This window comes from Vibrio aestuarianus (assembly GCF_028858425.1).
In the GTDB taxonomy this organism is placed as follows: Bacteria; Pseudomonadota; Gammaproteobacteria; order Enterobacterales; family Vibrionaceae; genus Vibrio; species Vibrio aestuarianus.
On sequence record NZ_JAKNYQ010000001.1, the window covers coordinates 1,167,265 to 1,185,637 of the forward strand.

An 18,373-nucleotide genomic window follows, 5' to 3' on the forward strand; every position below is an offset into this window, starting at 1 on the left:
TATTATGGCTGATGAAGAGGTACAAACGGATGCTCCTAAAGGGAAGAAAAAGCTGCTCATTATCATTATTGCGGTCGTTGTATTATTGTTAGGTGGTGGCGCGGCTTTCTTTTTAATGGGAAGTGATGACGGTGCTACAAGTAGTGAAGAAGCGTCGACTCAAGCGGTTTTGCCTGCCGATCCTGTGGCCTATGTTAATATCCCTCAACCGTTCGTGTTTAATGTTACTGGCGATAAAAGAGACCGCTTAGTTCAAATTAAAGTACAACTGATGGTCAGAGGATCAGAAAACGAAAATCTGGCTCGTTATCATTCACCATTGGTTGAGAGTTCACTGTTAGCAACGTTTGCTTCCGCTACGGTTGAGCAGCTTCGCAGTGCAACTGGTCGGGTTGAACTTAGAGATAAAGCAACTGATGATATTAAATCGGCGTTGACGAAAGCGGTTGGACAACCTGTTATCGAGAAAGTGTTATTTACCGATTTTGTAATTCAATAGGTGAAGCGTGACTGACTTATTAAGCCAAGACGAAATTGATGCGCTACTGCATGGCGTAGATACGGTTGATGAAGTTGAAGAAGAATTAGATCCCTCAGAAAACAGTGCGATCAATTTTGACTTCTCTTCTCAGGACCGTATCGTTCGTGGGCGAATGCCGACGCTAGAGCTGATCAATGAGCGCTTTGCGCGTCACATGCGTATTAGTTTATTTAACATGCTGCGTAAAACAGCCGAAGTATCAATCAACGGCGTACAGATGATGAAATTTGGTGAATACCAAAATACTCTTTATGTACCAACCAGCTTGAATATGGTGCGTTTTCGTCCTCTTAAAGGAACGGCATTGGTCACAATGGAAGCACGTTTAGTGTTTATCTTGGTGGAGAACTTCTTTGGTGGTGATGGGCGTTTCCACGCTCGTATTGAAGGGCGTGAATTTACACCAACAGAACGCCGAGTTATCCAACTGCTGTTGAAAATTGTATTTGGTGATTACAAAGAAGCGTGGTCGCCTGTGATGGGGGTTGAGTTTGAATACTTAGACTCTGAAGTGAACCCAAGTATGGCGAACATTGTGAGCCCAACAGAAGTCATCGTCGTTAGCTCATTCCATATTGAAGTTGATGGGGGAGGCGGTGATTTCCACGTGGTTATGCCATATTCAATGGTAGAGCCTATTCGCGAATTGCTCGATGCTGGTGTCCAGTCCGATAAAATGGAAACGGATGTCCGCTGGAGTTCAGCTTTGCGCGAAGAAATTATGGATGTTCCAGTTAATTTCAGAGTGAACTTATTAGAACAAGACATCTCATTGCGAGATCTCATGGATCTACAAGTGGGCGATATCATACCGATTAAAATGCCTAAACATGCCACTATGTTTGTGGAAGAACTTCCTACTTACCGCGTGAAGATGGGGCGTTCTGGGGAGAAAATGGCGGTCCAAGTATCAGAGAAAATTAAACGTCCTGATGTAGTGAAAACCGACCTTGCCTTTTTAGGTAAAGACATCATGTCTGAATTTGAAGATGATGATGGCGAACAAGACAACGAAGAATTATAAAATAGGTAACGAAGATGGAACCAAGTGACGACCAAAAACTGGCGGATGAATGGGCTGCAGCCCTTGGTGAAGACCCGTCTGCACCGAATATTGATGTTGATGAAATTCTTGCCGCGCCCCTTGATGAACTCAAAGATACGTCGCCACCGATCACTGAAGATGAGCGCCGTAAACTAGACACTATTATGGATATTCCCGTGACCATTTCGATGGAGGTCGGGCGTTCGAAAATCAGTATCCGTAACTTACTGCAATTGAACCAAGGCTCTGTTGTTGAACTTGATCGAATTGCCGGTGAGTCATTAGATGTGATGGTTAACGGTACCTTGATTGCGCACGGAGAAGTGGTGGTCGTGAACGATAAATTTGGTATTCGTTTAACGGATGTGATCAGCCAAACTGAGCGTATTAAAAAGTTGCGTTAAACCTATGCTGTTCATCGACAAAGAAGTGTTCTGATGAAGAAACTTACCAGTTTATTACTGTTCTCTGGCCAAGCGATGGCCGCTGCTAGTGAGCAATTAGATTTAGCGACCACCTTAGGGTCGCTTTTGTTCGTTATCGCCTTAATCTTCTTTTTAGCTTGGGTGTTAAAACGCATGCGGGTTCCTACTTTTGGCAACCAAAAAGGACTGAGCATTGTGCGCCAGCTTCCGCTTGGCACCAAAGAGCGTATCGTTATTGTCCAAGCTGGTGAAGAACAATTCTTAGTCGGTGTCACGACACAGTCCATTCAACTGATCGCGAAATTAGATACTCCACTGAAACAGGAGGAGCTAGAGGCCAGTCCTTTTGCCAGTCAACTGACTCAGCTATTGAATAAAAATGATAAGAAATAATCGCATAACCTTTTCAGGTTTATCTTCTCATCCGATGCATCTGTTTATTTTGATGATGACGTTGCTGTTTGCTCCAATCGCATTTTCACAGCAAGAACTAGCAACGCCAATTCCAAATACGGCTGCTGGTGCTGAGAGTATGACCGTCACCGCGATGAGCCGAGACAGCGGTGCTTCTCAAACTACCGCGTCTGGTTTTAGTGGTGGCGGTGGAATCCCCGCATTCACTGTGACCACCAACGCCAATGGTGGCGAAGATTATTCGATTAACCTACAGATATTAGCGTTGATGACCATGCTGGGCTTTTTGCCTGCCATGGTTATTTTAATGACATCCTTTACGCGCATCGTGATTGTGATGTCGATTTTACGTCAAGCGATGGGTTTGCAACAAACGCCATCTAACCAAGTGATCATCGGCATTGCCATTTTCTTAACCTTTTTTATTATGTCTCCGGTGATTAATCAGATAAACGAACAAGCGGTACAGCCCTATCTCAACGAGCAGATAACAGCGCGGCAAGCGTTTGATACGGCGCAAGGGCCAATTAAAGCCTTTATGCTTAAACAAACACGGGTTAAAGACTTAGAAACCTTTGTCGAAATTTCAGGCTCTCAAGCTAATAATCCTGAAGATGTATCGATGGCGGTGCTGATCCCCGCTTTTATTACTTCTGAGCTGAAAACCGCGTTCCAAATCGGTTTTATGCTATTTTTGCCATTTTTGATCATCGACTTAGTAGTGGCATCTGTGCTGATGGCAATGGGTATGATGATGCTCTCGCCGATGATTGTTTCTCTACCTTTTAAACTGATGCTGTTTGTGCTGGTGGATGGATGGAATCTCATTCTTTCCACCCTTGCCGGCAGTTTTGCTTTGTAGCGGGAGGACGTATGACTCCTGAAATATTTGTCGAACTGTTCAGATCTGCATTGTGGATGGTGCTTATCATGGTATGTGCCATCATCATTCCAAGTTTGTTAATAGGTTTAGTGGTTGCTATTTTTCAGGCGGCCACTTCAATCAACGAACAAACGTTGAGTTTTCTACCACGTTTAATTGTGACGTTGCTAGCTCTAATGCTTTTCGCACACTGGATGACACAAATGCTGATGGAATTCTTTTTTTCCATCATTGAACGGCTACCACAGGTACTGTACTAGGAGCTTGAATGGAGTATCCAACAAGCGTCATTTTAGAATGGATTGCTAATTATTTTTGGCCATACACCCGTATTTCGGCCATGTTAATGGTAATGACGGTGACTGGGGCACGTTTTGTTTCAACTCGTATTCGCTTGTATTTGGGGTTGGCAATCACTTTCGCGGTTATGCCCGCGATTCCGGCTGTTCCTGAAAACATTCAACTGCTTTCATTTCAAGGTTTTCTTACTACTCTCGAGCAAATCATTATTGGTGTGGCGATGGGGATGGTCACACAATTTCTCATTCAAACCTTCGTTATGCTTGGTCAAATATTGGGTATGCAGGCGAGCTTAGGTTTCGCTTCGATGGTTGACCCTGCCAATGGTCAAAATACGCCACTGCTTGGCCAATTGTTTATGTTTTTAGCTACCATGTTCTTTTTGGCCACCGATGGCCATTTGAAGATGATTCAGCTATTGGTCTTTAGTTTTAAAACATTGCCGATCGGTAGTGGTTCATTGACTACGGTTGATTTTCGAGAAATAGCGTTATGGTTAGGCACGATGTTTAAAGTGGCTTTGAGTATGTCGTTGTCAGGTATTATTGCGTTATTGACGGTCAACTTATCCTTCGGGGTGATGACTCGTGCGGCACCTCAACTGAATATATTCTCGCTCGGTTTTGCTTTTGCCTTGTTGGTCGGTTTATTGCTGTGTTGGTATATTTTGGGCGGCCTGTATAGTCATTATGAACTATTCTGGTTAGAAGGTGAGCAGCAAGTTTGCCGCCTTATTCGTATGAACTGTTAGGAGGCGCGTTTGGCAGAGTCAGACGGTCAAGAACGTACCGAAGACGCCACGCCCAAACGGTTGGACGAGGCGCGAAAGAAAGGGCAGGTTGCAAGGTCTAAAGAATTAGCCTCTGTATCAGTATTGGTGATGGGGGCGATATCGTTAATGTGGTTTGGAGAATCACTGGCGAGAGCGTTGTATTCGTCAATGGGGCGCATTTTTAGTTTGAGCCGCGAAGAGGTCTTTGATACTGGCAAACTATTTGATATTGCGCTCGGCTCACTCTCCTCGTTGTTATTGCCCTTAATTTTGATCTTAGTGACGCTTTTTATTGCTGCATTAATTGGCGCTGCTGGAGTGGGTGGCATTAATTTCTCGGCCGAAGCGGCAATGCCTAAGCCGTCAAAAATGAACCCCTTGAGCGGCATTAAAAGAATGTTTGGTTTGCAAAGTTGGGTTGAACTGTTTAAGTCCATCCTTAAAGTCTTGCTTGTTTCTGGGGTGGCGTTTTATTTAATTGAGGCTTCTAAAGAAGATTTATTCCAATTGAGCACGGATGTTTACCCACAAAATATTTTCCATGCGTTGGATATTTTACTCAACTTTGTGCTGCTTATCAGTTGTTCACTACTGGTGGTGGTGGCAATAGATATTCCATTTCAGATTTGGCAGCATGCTGATCAGTTGAAAATGACGAAGCAAGAGGTTAAAGACGAATACAAAGATACCGAAGGTAAGCCAGAAGTTAAGGGGCGTATTCGAATGCTGCAACGTGAGGCAGCACAGCGCCGCATGATGGCTGATGTTCCACAAGCCGATGTTATTATCACCAACCCAGAGCACTTTTCGGTGGCTTTGCGTTATAAACAAGATAAAGACAAAGCACCTATCGTAGTAGCCAAGGGTGTTGATCACATGGCAATGAAAATTCGCGAAGTGGCACGTGAGCATGATATTTACATCATCCCAGCGCCACCACTGGCTCGGGCGTTGTATCACACCACTGAGTTAGAGCAAGAGATCCCCGATGGGTTGTTCGTTGCTGTAGCTCAAGTGCTGGCTTATGTTTTTCAGCTTAAGCAGTACCGTAAGCGCGGTGGGCAAAGGCCTAAACTGGAAGAGCAAAACATGCCCATTCCCCCAGATTTACGCCATTAATTTTAATGTGATAAACATTTGAGAAATTACCACACTGGCGTATTTATCTATAGATATGCCACATACAATGATGTGGCATTTTTAGTGATGATGACGTTATTTGTCCGGTATGGATAGTAAAACGAGTACCGCACCACCACCACCAAACTCTAGGGGCGCTTGATGGAAAGCCATTACGTCAGGGTGCTGAGCTAGCCAAAGCGGCACTTTTTGCTTAAGGATATGCTTACCAATGCCGTGTTGAACACAAGCACAGTGGACATTTTCTTTTACACAGTAGGCAATCATAGCGCCAAGTTCTCGTTTTGCTTCTTGCTGTGTCATGCCATGCATGTCTAAGAAAACATCTGGCACATACACACCACGCCTTAATCGCTTCACTTCGTATTTAGACACATCATCACGTGCATAACGTGTAGGTCCGTCTTCACTGAGTAAAGGCATAAACTCATCAGAGAAATAAAATTCTGTATCGCTGGCTTCACGCGCTACACGGCGGATTTCTTTTTGTTTGGGGTTTCTGTTTGGCTGCTGGATTATGGTATCCTGTCGCAACTTTTTGACGCCCTGTACTGCATCCCGGAACAAGTCGAAATCGTCATCGTGTTCGGTGTCTTTTTGGCTCATTGGGTCTGGTCATTTTCTAACTGATCGAAATTGGCAGTATTGTAGCGCTTTTTGGAGGCAATTTTGGATAAGATTTTTGTAGATGAGGCGGTTTCTGAACTTCACACGCTTCAAGATATGATTCGCTGGACTGTGAGTCGCTTTAACGCTGCCAACTTATTTTATGGTCATGGCACAGATAACGCGTGGGATGAAGCGGTGCAGTTAATCTTGCCAACGCTCTATCTTCCGATTGATGTTCCTCCCCACGTATTGAATTCTCGCTTGACCAGCAGTGAACGTCTGCGCATCGTTGAACGTGTAATCAAGCGTATTAATGAACGTACACCAACTGCTTACTTAACCAATAAAGCGTGGTTCTGTGGGTTAGAGTTTTATGTTGATGAGCGCGTATTAGTACCACGTTCACCAATTGGCGAGCTTATCGAAGCACAATTTCAACCTTGGTTGATCGAAGAGCCAGTGCGCATTATGGACTTGTGTACGGGCAGCGGTTGTATTGCGATTGCTTGTGCTCATGCTTTCCCGGAAGCTGAAGTGGATGCGGTTGATATTTCAGTCGATGCGCTGCAAGTTGCTGAGCAAAATATTCAGGATCACGGAATGGAGCAGCAAGTATTCCCAATTCGTTCTGATTTATTGCGTGATCTACCTAAAGAAAAATATAACTTGATCGTATCCAATCCACCTTATGTGGACCAAGAAGATATGAGCAACTTACCGAAAGAATTCACCCATGAGCCTGAACTTGGTTTGGCGGCGGGTACTGACGGTTTAAAATTAGTTCGTCGTATTTTAGCAAATGCACCGGATTACCTGACAGATGACGGTATTTTGATCTGTGAAGTGGGCAATTCGATGGTCCATATGATGGAACAATATCCAAATATTCCATTTACTTGGATCGAGTTTGCCAACGGTGGTCATGGCGTATTTATGCTGACTCGTCAGCAGTTGCTCGATTGTGCTGACGAATTCTCGCTGTACATCGATTAAATAGCGCTCAATGCTTTAAATAGAACGCCAGCTGACATGCTGGCGTTTTTTATGGCCTGAAAATGCAATTGGCTTATTTTGGGGCTTTACATCATTTCGTAATAAAGCGACTATGAAAACACGAACAATTGAATGAATCGGTGCTGCTCACCCAGCCTTAGGCTAGGTATGAGAGGTATCAATATTGAGGAAGTAATGGCAGGAAACAGTATCGGACAACATTTTCGAGTGATGACATTCGGAGAAAGTCACGGTATCGCACTAGGATGTATCGTCGACGGATGCCCTCCAGGGTTGGAAATTACAGAAGCTGACTTACAGAAAGACCTAGATCGTCGCCGTCCGGGCACATCTCGTTATACCACGCAACGTCGTGAACCTGATGAAGTCAAAATTCTCTCGGGTGTATTTGAGGGTAAAACCACAGGTACATCGATTGGTCTGTTGATTGAAAATACCGACCAACGTTCAAAAGATTACTCTGAAATTAAAGATAAATTTCGCCCAGGCCATGCCGATTACACCTACCATCAGAAATATGGTATCCGTGATTATCGTGGTGGTGGTCGATCTTCTGCGCGTGAAACGGCCATGCGTGTTGCGGCAGGGGCTATTGCTAAAAAATATCTTAAACAACAATTCGGTGTTGAAGTCCGTGCCTATCTGTCACAGATGGGTGACGTATCGATTGATAAAGTCGATTGGGATGAAATCGAAAATAACGCTTTTTTCTGTCCTGATGTCGACAAAGTCGATGCCTTTGACCAACTTATCCGTGACTTGAAAAAGGAAGGGGATTCTATTGGTGCTAAGCTGCAAGTTGTTGCAACGAATGTGCCTGTTGGTCTTGGTGAGCCAGTATTTGATCGCCTAGATGCAGATATTGCTCATGCATTAATGAGTATTAATGCGGTGAAAGGGGTAGAAATTGGTGATGGTTTTGACGTTGTGCAGCAAAAAGGCAGCCAACATCGTGACCCTCTGACTCCGCAAGGTTTTGCGAGTAACCACGCTGGTGGTATTTTGGGCGGTATTTCGACTGGTCAAGAGATTGTGGCTAATATTGCACTCAAACCAACCTCAAGCATTACCGTGCCGGGCGATACTATTACCCGCGCTGGAGAGTCGACGCAACTGATTACCAAAGGCCGCCATGATCCGTGTGTTGGGATCCGAGCCGTGCCGATTGCTGAAGCAATGCTTGCCATCGTTTTAATGGATCATTTACTGCGTCATCGCGGTCAAAACTTTGGTGTGCAAACTGAAACACCTAAAATCTAAAATACCCGGTTAAAATGCAAAAATGCCCTCAATATGAGGGCATTTGTTTATCTGAAATTAATGGATTTGGCTTTCTGTATCGAGCTGGAAAGAGGGTAAGCGCCACTTAAAACGAACCGCGGCCATACGCAGTACATAACCAACCACTAGGGTAATGATGGTACTGGTCACATCATTCACGCCAAATTCCAGTAACGTCAAATACAGCCCAGATGCGACAAGCGATACAGATGCATACAACTCTTCATGCAGAACTAGCGGTGTTTGACGACAGATAAGGTCACGCAGTAACCCGCCAAACACACCGGTTACTAACGCCGCTACCATACAAATCATCGCATGATGACCCATGCTCATTGCCACTTTGGTGCCGATAATACTAAATACAATCAACCCTAATGCATCTAAGCGAATAAATAGGCCTTTTAGCTTGATGACCCATTTTGCAAGCCCGGTCGTTAAGACACCCGCTAAACAAGTAATGGCTAAAAACTCGGGGTTTTTAACCCAACCTAGTGGATAATGTCCGAGTAAAATATCTCTTACAGTACCTCCACCAATCGCGGTAGCGCTGGCCACTAACATCACACCAAACCAATCCATTTTACGGCGACCTGCACTCAATGCTCCGGTCATCGCTTCGGCGGTAATTCCAATAATATATAAAACGCTGAGCAACATACGTGTGATACCCCGGCAAACGTAAATAGCACCCATATTGCATATGGGGATGAAAATGAAGGCGCAAGTGTAGTGGGAAATGCTACAGCTGACGAATGAGTTTTTATAACGAGAAACCGTTCGCTCGATAAATAAAACTAATCACATGCAAGGCGAAACCAGCACATTGATGCGGTTAGGCTTTACCTAAAAGTGAAAAAACGCGAGAATGTGCAGCGAAAATTATTTGATACTTAAATTCACTATGACCCACCACTATTCAGACCTTATCTCTATCTTCAACCTGACTTTTTTTGAGCCGTTTAATACGCGTTTAGAACTAGGTGGTGATGAGCCTATTTATCTTCCTGCTGATGAGCACACCAATTACCACCGTATTATTTTTGCTCATGGTTTCTTTGCGTCCGCATTACATGAGATAGCACATTGGTGTGTCGCCGGGCCAAAACGTCGCTTATTGGAAGACTTCGGTTATTGGTATGAGCCAGATGGTCGCACCGCGCAAGTCCAAGCTGAGTTTGAAAAAGTGGAAATTCGGCCACAAGCGTATGAATGGATTTTGTCTGTGAGTGCAGGCTTTCCTTTTAGTGTCAGTTGTGACAACCTACACGGCGATTTTGAGCCTGATCGCATCGTGTTTATGACTAAAGTACACCAAGAAGTGATGTCGATTTTGCAGCTCGGCTTACCACCGCGAGTAAAAATGTTGTCTGATGCATTGCGTGCTTTTTATGGTACGCCAGAGTTAACTTCAGAACTTTTTATCGTCAAATAACTCGCCAAATAACAAGATAAAAATAGAGAGAAATGAGAAGGTTATGATTATTGAATTTGAAGAAAAATTGCTAGAAATGATTGATGTACGCATTGCAACGGCATCGGATGATGAATTATTTGCTGGCGGTTATTTACGTGGTCATATTTCTCTTTCTGCGGCTTCTTGCGAAGAGGAAGGTATCGATGATGTTACGATTTTCAAAGCACGTATAGAGCAGAGCCTAGAACAAGCTCGTTCTGAATTGAGCCCTGCTGACCGTGTAATTGTGTTTGATCTGTGGACAGAGCTACATAACCAAGCGTAACGCCTCACTGCGCTATGAGGCGTTTTACTGGTGTCTTGTATGATGGCTATTCGGTAATCGCCTTTCCTTTTCTCAGCTTTCTTACCCACATGCGACTTGGGTGAAGCATTTCTAGAACGTCAACCGGTAAAGGCAGAGGATCGCCACTTATCTGTGAAGCTAATAATTCAGCCATCAGCGGCGCAGAACTCAGCCCACGAGAACCTAAACCTAACAAGCAATACAAATTAGGGTATTGAGCAACAGGCTCGACATCCTGCTCGCTTTGAGTATGCAACTGTTGATAATTAGTTTTAATTTGTTCAAAGTCTCCCACCGCGCCGACAAAGGGCAGGTGATCTCGGCTGACACAACGAACCCCTTGGCGAGCTTGATTGCCAGATGTATCGACATCCTTCGGCCAGTTTTGGTTTGCAATGCAATTTATTAAACGCTGACCATTTTCTTGTTGCGCGATTGGGTCAAACGCTTGATTAATTTGGCTTCGGTCATAGCTCGCCCCGATACAATGCTGTTGATTAAGCGGGTTGTGTGGTGTCATATAGCCGTCATAGCACAATACGCTGCTGAGTTTTTGTAAGTTATCCGTGGTAGGAATATGGCTGACTTGTCCTTTCACTTTGCCCAATGGCACATAACGAGTTTGGTCGAGCTGGTCGAATTGATGGCCATTAGCAATAATGATGGATTGATGAGGCTTTTCTATGCCATTGATACTTAATATCCACTGTTGCTGTGTTTCATCCCAACGTAATTTTTCCACTCGGTGATTAAAGTAGGCGTTAAAGGAATCGTTTTTTTCTAAAGTCTCAATTAGCCCTTGAGTCAGCTGAGCAGGGCATAGCCATCCGCCTAATGGATAGTAAATACTTTCCATTGTATTAGGCAGTCCGATATTGAGTTCAGTTTGTTGTGGATTACAGTGGTGCATCAGTTGTGAGTTAAAGCTCCCATCAAGCATGGCGTTTTGCTTTTTGGTTGATTTTTCATCCCACATGAGCTGAGTGACACCGCACCAGTCGTGATCAAATGCGGTTTGTGTAGCCATCTGCTCAACAAATTGTCGAGCGAATAAAAAAGCCGGAGCAAAGACACGAGAAACTCCAGTGTGGTTGCCATTAAGCAGTGGGTATATTGCCCCTTGACGATTTCCTGATGCTCCTTGAGCAGGCTTTTCGTCTGCACAATACAAGCTGACATTAATACCGCGGCGAGTGAGCATTTTTACTAAGGTGGCACTGGCAATTCCGCCACCAATGATCGCTACGTCGGTTACATGGTTTGATGACGTGGTTGCAAACCAAGGTTTGATGTTGCTATAAGGCTGCTTACTGTCCAGTGTGCCGGCGATCATATCTCGTTTAGTACCAAAACCTTTGACTTTTTGCATGGCAAAACCGGCATCAATTAGCCCTCGGCGTACAAAGCCTGCTGCGGTAAAGGTAGCACAAGTGCAATCTTGCTTGGCGAGCTTAGCCATGCCATCAAATAGGGTTTGATTCCACATTTCTGGGTTTTTGCTCGGTGCAAAACCATCTAAAAACCAAGCGTCAACTAAGCCATGTTCAGGGGTCGGAACTTGGGGCATGCAATCTTTGATATCACCAAACCAAAGATCAAGGGTGACCGCACCATCATCCAAAACAATACGATGACATTCAGGGACTGCAATCGGATAGTGTGCATGAAGTTTTCTTGCATATTCAGCTAATTCTGGCCAAGCTTGGTGGGCTTTTATTAAGTCTTGTTGGTTGAGCGGATACTTTTCGAAACTGATAAAATGCAGTGTTTGCAAAGTGGCGTCTGGGTTTTGCTGCTTAAATGCATCAAACCATTGCCAAACAGCAAGAAAGTTTAAGCCTGTACCAAAACCAGTTTCTGCTATCACAAAACGTTTTTGGTCATAGGTATGCCATCTTTGAGGGAGATGATTCTGTTTAAGAAACACGTAACGTGTCTCTTCGAGACCATTTACGTTAGAGAAATAGACATCATCAAATTGGTCAGAAACAGGCGTACCAGCTTCATTCCAACCGAGTTCTGCGTTGGTAATGGTAGTCATAATGTTTGAATTCTGTGAAATCAGGCGATATATAGGGTTAGATTGTACGAATTTCTGGGAAAGCTGACCACTTTTGTTATCCTTCTTAGTTATCATCTAGCGGAATTTTGAATTATAGGAATGTCACATGAAACGAGTCGTAATCACCGGTATGGGTATTGTTTCAAGTATCGGTAACAACGTCGAAGAAGTTTTAGCGTCTTTAAAAGCAGGAAAGTCGGGTATCACAGCTTCTGAGCAGTTCAAAGAGAACGGTTTGCGCTCTCAAGTTTGGGGTAACCTAAAAATGAACCCTGCCGACCATATCGATCGCAAACAAATGCGCTTTATGGGTGATGCGGCAGCGTTTGCATACCTATCGATGGAACAAGCGATTGCTGATTCAGGCCTAGCACCAGAGCAAGTCTCTAACGATCGTACTGGCATTGTTGCTGGTTCAGGCGGAGCTTCGTCTTATAACCAAGTGATTGCTGTTGATACATTACGCACAAAAGGCGTGAAGCGTGTTGGCCCTTATATGGTTCCACGTACTATGTCTTCAACGGTGTCTGCATGTCTTGCAACGCCGTTTAAAATCCGTGGCGTAAACTACACCATGAGCTCAGCGTGTGCGACTTCTGCACACTGTATTGGTCATGCGATGGAGCTTATCCAACTAGGTAAGCAAGATGTTGTATTTGCTGGTGGTGGTGAAGAGCTAGATTGGTCACTGACCATGATGTTTGATGCCATGGGTGCACTCTCTACTAAATACAATGAAACACCAGAGAAAGCATCACGTACTTACGATGCTGATCGTGATGGTTTCGTCATTTCAGGTGGCGGCGGTATGGTTGTTGTCGAAGAACTTGAGCATGCTTTGGCTCGCGGCGCAAAAATCTACGGTGAAATTGTTGGTTACGGTGCGACATCTGATGGCTACGACATGGTTGCTCCATCAGGTGAAGGCGCAGTACGTTGTATGAAGATGGCAATGCAAAGCGTAGAAAGTGTTGATTATGTGAATACTCACGGCACTTCAACCCCGGTTGGCGATGTGAAAGAGTTAGGTGCAATCCAAGAAGTCTTTGGTGGTAATAGCCCTGCAATTTCTGCAACTAAAGCGATGACAGGTCACGCATTAGGCGCGGCGGGCGTACACGAAGCTATCTATTCCACTTTAATGCTTCACCATGGCTTTATCGCACCGAGCATCAATATTGATAATCTAGATGCAGCGGCAGAAGGTCTTGATATTGTTACTGAAGGTCGCGAGCAGGAATTGACTACTGTAATGTCGAATAGCTTTGGTTTTGGTGGTACTAACGCAACATTAGTCATCAAAAAATACCAAGCCTAATCACATCAGGTATTCAGTACCTTACGTGTGATAGGTATCAGGTTTCCAGAGCGGATCAGCCTAGCTGGTCCACAGACGCAGACTTTGTCCCCTGGAGAGCGGGACAAGATCCTTTTGTTCTGGATGTTTGCCCGGTTTCCAATAGGAGCCGGGCATTTTTATTGAAAGCGGGATTTCTTCTCGACAGCTAGTGCGCTTTTCTGCACAATCCCTTCAATTTCCAATAATGTGAACTCCGCTATGAAAATCCTTATTGATGAAAACATGCCTTATGCTGAAGCACTGTTCAGCCAGCTTGGTGAGGTGGTGTTGAAACCGGGTAGAACCTTAACGGCTGATGATCTGATTGATGTTGATGCGTTAATGATTCGTTCTGTAACGAAAGTGAACCATGCGCTACTCACTAAGGCAAACAAACTTAAGTTTGTCGGAACGGCTACGGCTGGTATGGATCACGTTGATCAGCCACTATTGGCTGAAAAAGGTATCTTTTTTACCGCCGCCCCGGGGTGTAATAAGGTAGGGGTCGCAGAATATGTATTCAGTGTCTTGATGGTGTTAGCGCAGCAACATGGTTTTTCTGCTTTGGGCAAAACCGTCGGTATTATTGGTGCGGGTCAAGTGGGCAGTTACCTAGCGGATTGTTTAACTGGCATTGGTATGAAAGTATTGATCAATGATCCACCTAAGCAAGCACAAGGTGATAGCCGTCAATTTACTCATCTTGATGTGTTACTAGATAAGGCAGATGTTATTACTCTGCATACGCCAATCACGACAGAAGGTGAGTGGCCAACCCATCATCTGATGAATGAACAACGATTAACGGCACTGCGAAGTGATCAAATTTTAATTAATGCCGCACGGGGGCCAATTGTTGACAACCAAGCACTAAAACGAAGGTTATTGGAAAAAGATGGTTTTATTGCAGCGTTAGATGTTTTTGAATTTGAGCCTCAAGTAGACATGGAATTGCTGCCGTTATTAGCTTTTGCTACACCGCATGTGGCTGGCTACGGCCTAGAGGGAAAAGCGCGCGGAACTACGATGATTTTTAATAGTTTTTGCGAATATCTCGACAATGAACATTGTGCCAATGCAAGCAGTTTATTGCCCGCAGCCCCTATTCCTGAACTGTATTTAGAACGTGAGTGGGATGAAGCCACTCTGCATAGTCTGACACAATTAATTTATGATGTGCGTAAAGATGACGCAGTATTTCGTCGCGAAATTAGTACTCCAGGCGCATTTGATCATATGCGTAAAGTGTATTGGGATAGAAGAGAATACAGCGCGATAACCATTAAAGGGAGTGAGTCATGTAACCTCGCTCCGTTAGCCAAATTAGGTTTTAAAACAGAGGTAACAAATGAGCCAAGAATTTAATATCGCCATCTTTGGCGCAACCGGCGCTGTTGGCGAAACCATGCTAGAAGTACTAAAAGATCGAAATTTTCCGGTCGGTGAGCTGTATTTGCTTGCAAGTGAACGTAGTGAAGGCAAAGCTTATCGCTTTAACGGTAAAACGGTACAAGTGCAAAATGTAGAAGATTTCGATTGGTCATTAGCTCACATCGCACTGTTTTCAGCTGGTGGTGAACTTTCAGCGAAATGGGCACCTATCGCGGCTGAAGAAGGTGTAGTGGTGATCGACAATACCTCTCACTTCCGTTATGAATATGACATTCCATTGGTTGTGCCTGAAGTTAACCCAGAGGCGATTGCTGATTTTCGTAATCGTAACATTATTGCTAACCCAAACTGCTCGACTATCCAAATGTTGGTCGCGCTTAAACCGATCCATGATGCGGTGGGCATTGAGCGTATTAATGTTTCGACTTACCAATCGGTTTCTGGCGCAGGAAAGTCAGGAATTGATGAGCTAGCTGGTCAAACAGCAAGACTTCTCAATGGTATGCCTGCAGAACCTGAAGCGTTCAGCCAGCAAATTGCTTTTAACTGTATTCCACAAATTGATCAGTTTATGGACAACGGATACACCAAAGAAGAAATGAAGATGGTGTGGGAAACACAAAAAATCTTTAATGACTCAACCATCATGGTGAACCCGACTTGTGTTCGTGTGCCGGTATTTTATGGTCATGCTGAATCATTACATATCGAAACCCGTGCCCCTATCGATGCTGAACAGGTAGTTGAATTGCTTGAACAAACGGCCGGAATTACGGTTTTCCAAGGTACAGATTTCCCAACTCAAGTTCGTGACGCTGGCGGTAAAGATGATGTATTGGTTGGACGTATCCGTAATGATATCAGCCACCACAGTGGGATTAATATGTGGGTAGTTGCTGACAACGTTCGTAAAGGTGCAGCAACGAACGCAGTGCAAATTGCAGAAGTACTGATTCGTGACTACTTCTAATACCATATTTGGTATTAGTTGCGAATGAATAAAAAAAACCACCGAGATTTCGGTGGTTTTTTTTGCTATTTATTTGGCTTATGCGCACTAGGGTTTTGTTTGCAGTTACCATCCGCACATTTCCCATAAAGGTAAAGGCTGTGGTTAGTTAGTTTAACGTTATACTTTGCTGCGATTTCTTTTTGACGCAATTCAATAACGTCATCAGAGAACTCAATCACCTCACCACAGTCAAGACAGACTAGGTGGTCATGATGATGTTGTGTTGAAAGTTCAAATACTGATTTTCCACCTTCAAAGTGGTGACGAGTGACAATACCTGCATCATCAAATTGGTTTAATACTCGATAAACCGTCGCAAGACCGATTTCTTCACCAAGATCAATCAATTTCTTATACAGTTCTTCAGCACTGATATGTTGGCAGTCAGGCTGCTGTAATACTTCTAAAATTTTTAGCCTTGGAAGGGTAACTTTAAGGCCTGCATCCTTCAGCGCTTGGTTATTATCTGACATATACTTTCCTGTTGATGATCTGCAGCAGTTAACAGAATACATAATTCTGAGCATTATAGGGCACTGACCGCTAACAATAAACCACGAACTTCAAAGGGTTACTCTGTATTTTCCATAAAGTCGCTCAATATCACTGATATTACAGCTCTGACCAGTTACAATTGTGTAACATTTGTTGGGGCGTGCCGACTTTCAAAGGCTAGCACGTCCTTGTGGTTAAGTAGATATACCCTTCCTACTTGAAGTTACAGCGGTGTTGGCTACGTTCGCTAACCCCAATCACATAGTTTATCTATGCTCATGGGGATGAACTCACTTGCCGCCTACCTGCAGCTTCAAGTTGTTTGGGTATAGATTGGAAAGGCGAGCACGGAATGAATCAGTCTTTAGCGAAATTTTATAAACCAAATATAGTCAAATGGGCGTTAAATAGCTGGCCTCCTTTCTGGGGGGCTGGGATCCATATTGATGAAATCAGTGAAGATTTTCGCCAAGTTAAGATGCGCTTGAAGCTAAGATGGTGGAATAAAAATGCTAATCGTACCCAATATGGAGGCAGTATTTTTTCATTAACCGATCCCGTTTATTCTTTAATGTTGATGGGTATTTTGGGTGAGAAATACTACGTATGGGATAAAGAAGCGAGCATCAATTTTATTAAACCTGGTCAGTCAGATCTCTATGCTGACTTTGAGATCACTCAAGACCAGCTTGATACAATATTTGCCAGTACAGTGAATGGAGATAAGTGTTTTCCTGAGTTCATCATACATGTGAAAAATGCTCAAGGAGACGTGGTCTCGGAAGTGCAGCGAAAATTGTATGTGCGTAAAAAGCCTAAGTACCGCGAAGCACTGGACTCTGAGCAAAATATGACATTCTCCGAATAGTAATGGCATAAATTATTGATATCGAGGCTTAGCCTCGATATTGCTTACATAGGTTAATCCAAGCATCGGCTGTGCGAGATACATAACGTTCAGCGTGCCAAATAACGCCTAAGTGCCAATCAATATTTGGTGTTATTGGTTTCACTAAAATGCCTTGTTCTTGAATTTTTTGGCAAAGTGGTTCAGGAAGAAACGCAACGCCGACACCACTTTTAACCAGTGCGACTAAAAAATCCCATTGGCTACTGCGCGCAGAAACTTGTGGAGTAAATCCATGTTGCTCGCAAAGTGAGCCTATATAGTCACTCAGGGTAAACTCATGTGTATAAAGATAAAATGGTTCATGTTGTAGCTCAGACCAAGTAATCTTTTTACGACGTCGCCAAGGCTCGGTATCTGGTAATACGGCATAAATTAAATAACAGTCTAAAGGCAAAGAGGTCAGGCTGTCGGGAGTATGTGGCGTGAGCATGGTTATTGCCACATCAATTTCTCCATTAAGTACGGCCTGTTCTATTTTTCTCCCTCCATATTCGACTATGGTCAGTTCTACGTTTGGGTGGGCCTGGCGATATTGACGAATAAGTCCGGCATATAAGTGGCCAACCATCGGTGGGATACCAAGACGCAAGTGCCCACGTTCAAGTGTGTTTAAGTCGATTAATTCAGATTCTAATTGCGCCATTTGTGCAAGAATATCTAACCCTCTTTGATAGACAACTTCTCCCGCATCCGTTAACCAGAAACGTCTTCCTTCACGCTGTATTAGCGGTTGATTGATCTCTTGCTCAAGGCTACGAATCATCTTACTGATGGTCGGTTGTGTAACGAAAAGTTTTTCGGATGCACGAGTGAAGCTTTGCTGATTAATTAATTCAACGAAGTAACGCAATGCTTTTATGTTCATACTTAACTCATACCATCTCAATTTCATTCCATTTTGGCATAAATTTGATAATGAAAATTCATTTTGTGATGGTTTTGTAATGGATTATAGTGTGACTCAACTCACAAACTT

Annotated in this window: 21 protein-coding genes; 16 read left to right on the top strand and 5 right to left on the bottom strand. The window is 43.9% G+C overall.

Features of this window, described 5'->3' with window-relative positions; translation table 11 throughout:
- Window positions 1-4 precede the first annotated feature (4 nt).
- Genes fliL through flhB form a run of 8 tightly spaced genes read left to right on the top strand, consistent with a single transcriptional unit; the run spans window position 5 to window position 5,499 of the window.
- Window positions 5-499, top strand: a complete 495-nt coding sequence (gene fliL, locus MCT08_RS05610; RefSeq protein ID WP_274678030.1) for a flagellar basal body-associated protein FliL — start codon at window positions 5-7, stop codon at window positions 497-499.
- Between the two features lie 7 nt (window positions 500-506).
- Window positions 507-1,565: a flagellar motor switch protein FliM gene (gene fliM / locus MCT08_RS05615; RefSeq protein WP_168780575.1), complete on the top strand. Its 1,059-nt coding sequence runs from the start codon at window positions 507-509 to the stop codon at window positions 1,563-1,565.
- A gap of 14 nt (window positions 1,566-1,579) precedes the next feature.
- Window positions 1,580-1,990, top strand: coding sequence for a flagellar motor switch protein FliN (fliN, locus tag MCT08_RS05620; RefSeq protein ID WP_053311852.1), 411 nt, complete (start codon window positions 1,580-1,582; stop codon window positions 1,988-1,990).
- A 33-nt stretch (window positions 1,991-2,023) separates the two neighbouring features.
- Window positions 2,024-2,404 (top strand): flagellar biosynthetic protein FliO, encoded by a 381-nt coding sequence (fliO, locus tag MCT08_RS05625; protein ID WP_053311851.1) that lies wholly within the window; start codon window positions 2,024-2,026, stop codon window positions 2,402-2,404.
- A 34-nt stretch (window positions 2,405-2,438) separates the two neighbouring features.
- Entirely contained in the window at window positions 2,439-3,287 is an 849-nt protein-coding gene (gene fliP / locus MCT08_RS05630; protein ID WP_171375476.1) for a flagellar type III secretion system pore protein FliP, read from the top strand.
- Between the two features lie 11 nt (window positions 3,288-3,298).
- A complete protein-coding gene (fliQ, locus tag MCT08_RS05635; RefSeq protein ID WP_053311849.1) occupies window positions 3,299-3,568 on the top strand; it encodes a flagellar biosynthesis protein FliQ in 270 nt (89 codons plus the stop codon).
- A gap of 8 nt (window positions 3,569-3,576) precedes the next feature.
- A complete protein-coding gene (gene fliR, locus MCT08_RS05640; RefSeq protein ID WP_053311848.1) occupies window positions 3,577-4,359 on the top strand; it encodes a flagellar biosynthetic protein FliR in 783 nt (260 codons plus the stop codon).
- Between the two features lie 9 nt (window positions 4,360-4,368).
- Window positions 4,369-5,499, top strand: a complete 1,131-nt coding sequence (gene flhB, locus MCT08_RS05645) for a flagellar biosynthesis protein FlhB (protein ID WP_053311847.1) — start codon at window positions 4,369-4,371, stop codon at window positions 5,497-5,499.
- Window positions 5,500-5,595: 96 nt separating this feature from the next.
- Here flhB and smrB read toward each other — a convergent pair whose 3' ends face one another.
- Entirely contained in the window at window positions 5,596-6,126 is a 531-nt protein-coding gene (gene smrB, locus MCT08_RS05650; protein ID WP_053311846.1) for an endonuclease SmrB, read from the bottom strand.
- Window positions 6,127-6,189: 63 nt separating this feature from the next.
- On the opposite strand from smrB, the gene prmB reads away from it, so the two are divergent.
- Complete coding sequence (gene prmB / locus MCT08_RS05655) at window positions 6,190-7,122, top strand: 50S ribosomal protein L3 N(5)-glutamine methyltransferase (RefSeq protein ID WP_053311845.1); 933 nt, start codon at window positions 6,190-6,192, stop codon at window positions 7,120-7,122.
- A 195-nt stretch (window positions 7,123-7,317) separates the two neighbouring features.
- Window positions 7,318-8,403 (top strand): chorismate synthase, encoded by a 1,086-nt coding sequence (aroC, locus tag MCT08_RS05660; protein ID WP_172532368.1) that lies wholly within the window; start codon window positions 7,318-7,320, stop codon window positions 8,401-8,403.
- Between the two features lie 57 nt (window positions 8,404-8,460).
- On the opposite strand, the gene MCT08_RS05665 is transcribed toward aroC, so the two are convergent.
- Window positions 8,461-9,084: a trimeric intracellular cation channel family protein gene (locus tag MCT08_RS05665; protein WP_053311843.1), complete on the bottom strand. Its 624-nt coding sequence runs from the start codon at window positions 9,082-9,084 to the stop codon at window positions 8,461-8,463.
- A gap of 244 nt (window positions 9,085-9,328) precedes the next feature.
- Here MCT08_RS05665 and MCT08_RS05670 point away from each other — a divergent pair, with 244 nt between their 5' ends.
- Window positions 9,329-9,859, top strand: a complete 531-nt coding sequence (locus tag MCT08_RS05670; RefSeq protein ID WP_274674555.1) for an elongation factor P hydroxylase — start codon at window positions 9,329-9,331, stop codon at window positions 9,857-9,859.
- A gap of 43 nt (window positions 9,860-9,902) precedes the next feature.
- Window positions 9,903-10,166, top strand: a complete 264-nt coding sequence (locus MCT08_RS05675) for a YfcL family protein (RefSeq protein WP_053311841.1) — start codon at window positions 9,903-9,905, stop codon at window positions 10,164-10,166.
- A 46-nt stretch (window positions 10,167-10,212) separates the two neighbouring features.
- Here MCT08_RS05675 and mnmC read toward each other — a convergent pair whose 3' ends face one another.
- The gene (mnmC, locus tag MCT08_RS05680; protein WP_274678031.1) at window positions 10,213-12,228 is read right to left on the bottom strand and encodes a bifunctional tRNA (5-methylaminomethyl-2-thiouridine)(34)-methyltransferase MnmC2/FAD-dependent 5-carboxymethylaminomethyl-2-thiouridine(34) oxidoreductase MnmC1; all 2,016 of its coding nucleotides are present in this window, start codon (window positions 12,226-12,228) and stop codon (window positions 10,213-10,215) included.
- 127 nt (window positions 12,229-12,355) lie between these two features.
- Between mnmC and fabB the strand changes: the two genes are divergently transcribed.
- The 3 genes from fabB to MCT08_RS05695 all read left to right on the top strand — a co-directional run bounded on the left by fabB (window position 12,356) and on the right by MCT08_RS05695 (window position 15,950).
- Window positions 12,356-13,567, top strand: a complete 1,212-nt coding sequence (gene fabB, locus MCT08_RS05685; protein ID WP_053311839.1) for a beta-ketoacyl-ACP synthase I — start codon at window positions 12,356-12,358, stop codon at window positions 13,565-13,567.
- A gap of 240 nt (window positions 13,568-13,807) precedes the next feature.
- On the top strand, window positions 13,808-14,953 hold the full coding sequence (locus tag MCT08_RS05690; protein WP_274678032.1) for a 4-phosphoerythronate dehydrogenase: 1,146 nt from the start codon (window positions 13,808-13,810) through the stop codon (window positions 14,951-14,953).
- Window positions 14,937-15,950, top strand: coding sequence for an aspartate-semialdehyde dehydrogenase (locus MCT08_RS05695; RefSeq protein WP_171980672.1), 1,014 nt, complete (start codon window positions 14,937-14,939; stop codon window positions 15,948-15,950). The genes MCT08_RS05690 and MCT08_RS05695 overlap by 17 nt, the downstream gene beginning before the upstream one ends.
- Window positions 15,951-16,015: 65 nt before the next feature.
- On the opposite strand, the gene fcrX is transcribed toward MCT08_RS05695, so the two are convergent.
- Window positions 16,016-16,465, bottom strand: coding sequence for a ferric iron uptake transcriptional regulator FcrX (fcrX, locus tag MCT08_RS05700; protein WP_053311836.1), 450 nt, complete (start codon window positions 16,463-16,465; stop codon window positions 16,016-16,018).
- Window positions 16,466-16,839: 374 nt separating this feature from the next.
- Between fcrX and MCT08_RS05705 the strand changes: the two genes are divergently transcribed.
- Window positions 16,840-17,355 carry a DUF4442 domain-containing protein gene (locus MCT08_RS05705; RefSeq protein ID WP_053311835.1) on the top strand — a complete coding sequence of 172 codons (516 nt, stop codon included), beginning with the start codon at window positions 16,840-16,842 and terminating at the stop codon, window positions 17,353-17,355.
- A gap of 28 nt (window positions 17,356-17,383) precedes the next feature.
- Here the strand turns inward: MCT08_RS05705 and MCT08_RS05710 are convergent, their stop codons facing one another.
- Window positions 17,384-18,262, bottom strand: a complete 879-nt coding sequence (locus MCT08_RS05710) for a LysR family transcriptional regulator (RefSeq protein WP_053311834.1) — start codon at window positions 18,260-18,262, stop codon at window positions 17,384-17,386.
- Between the last annotated feature and the right edge of the window lie 111 nt (window positions 18,263-18,373).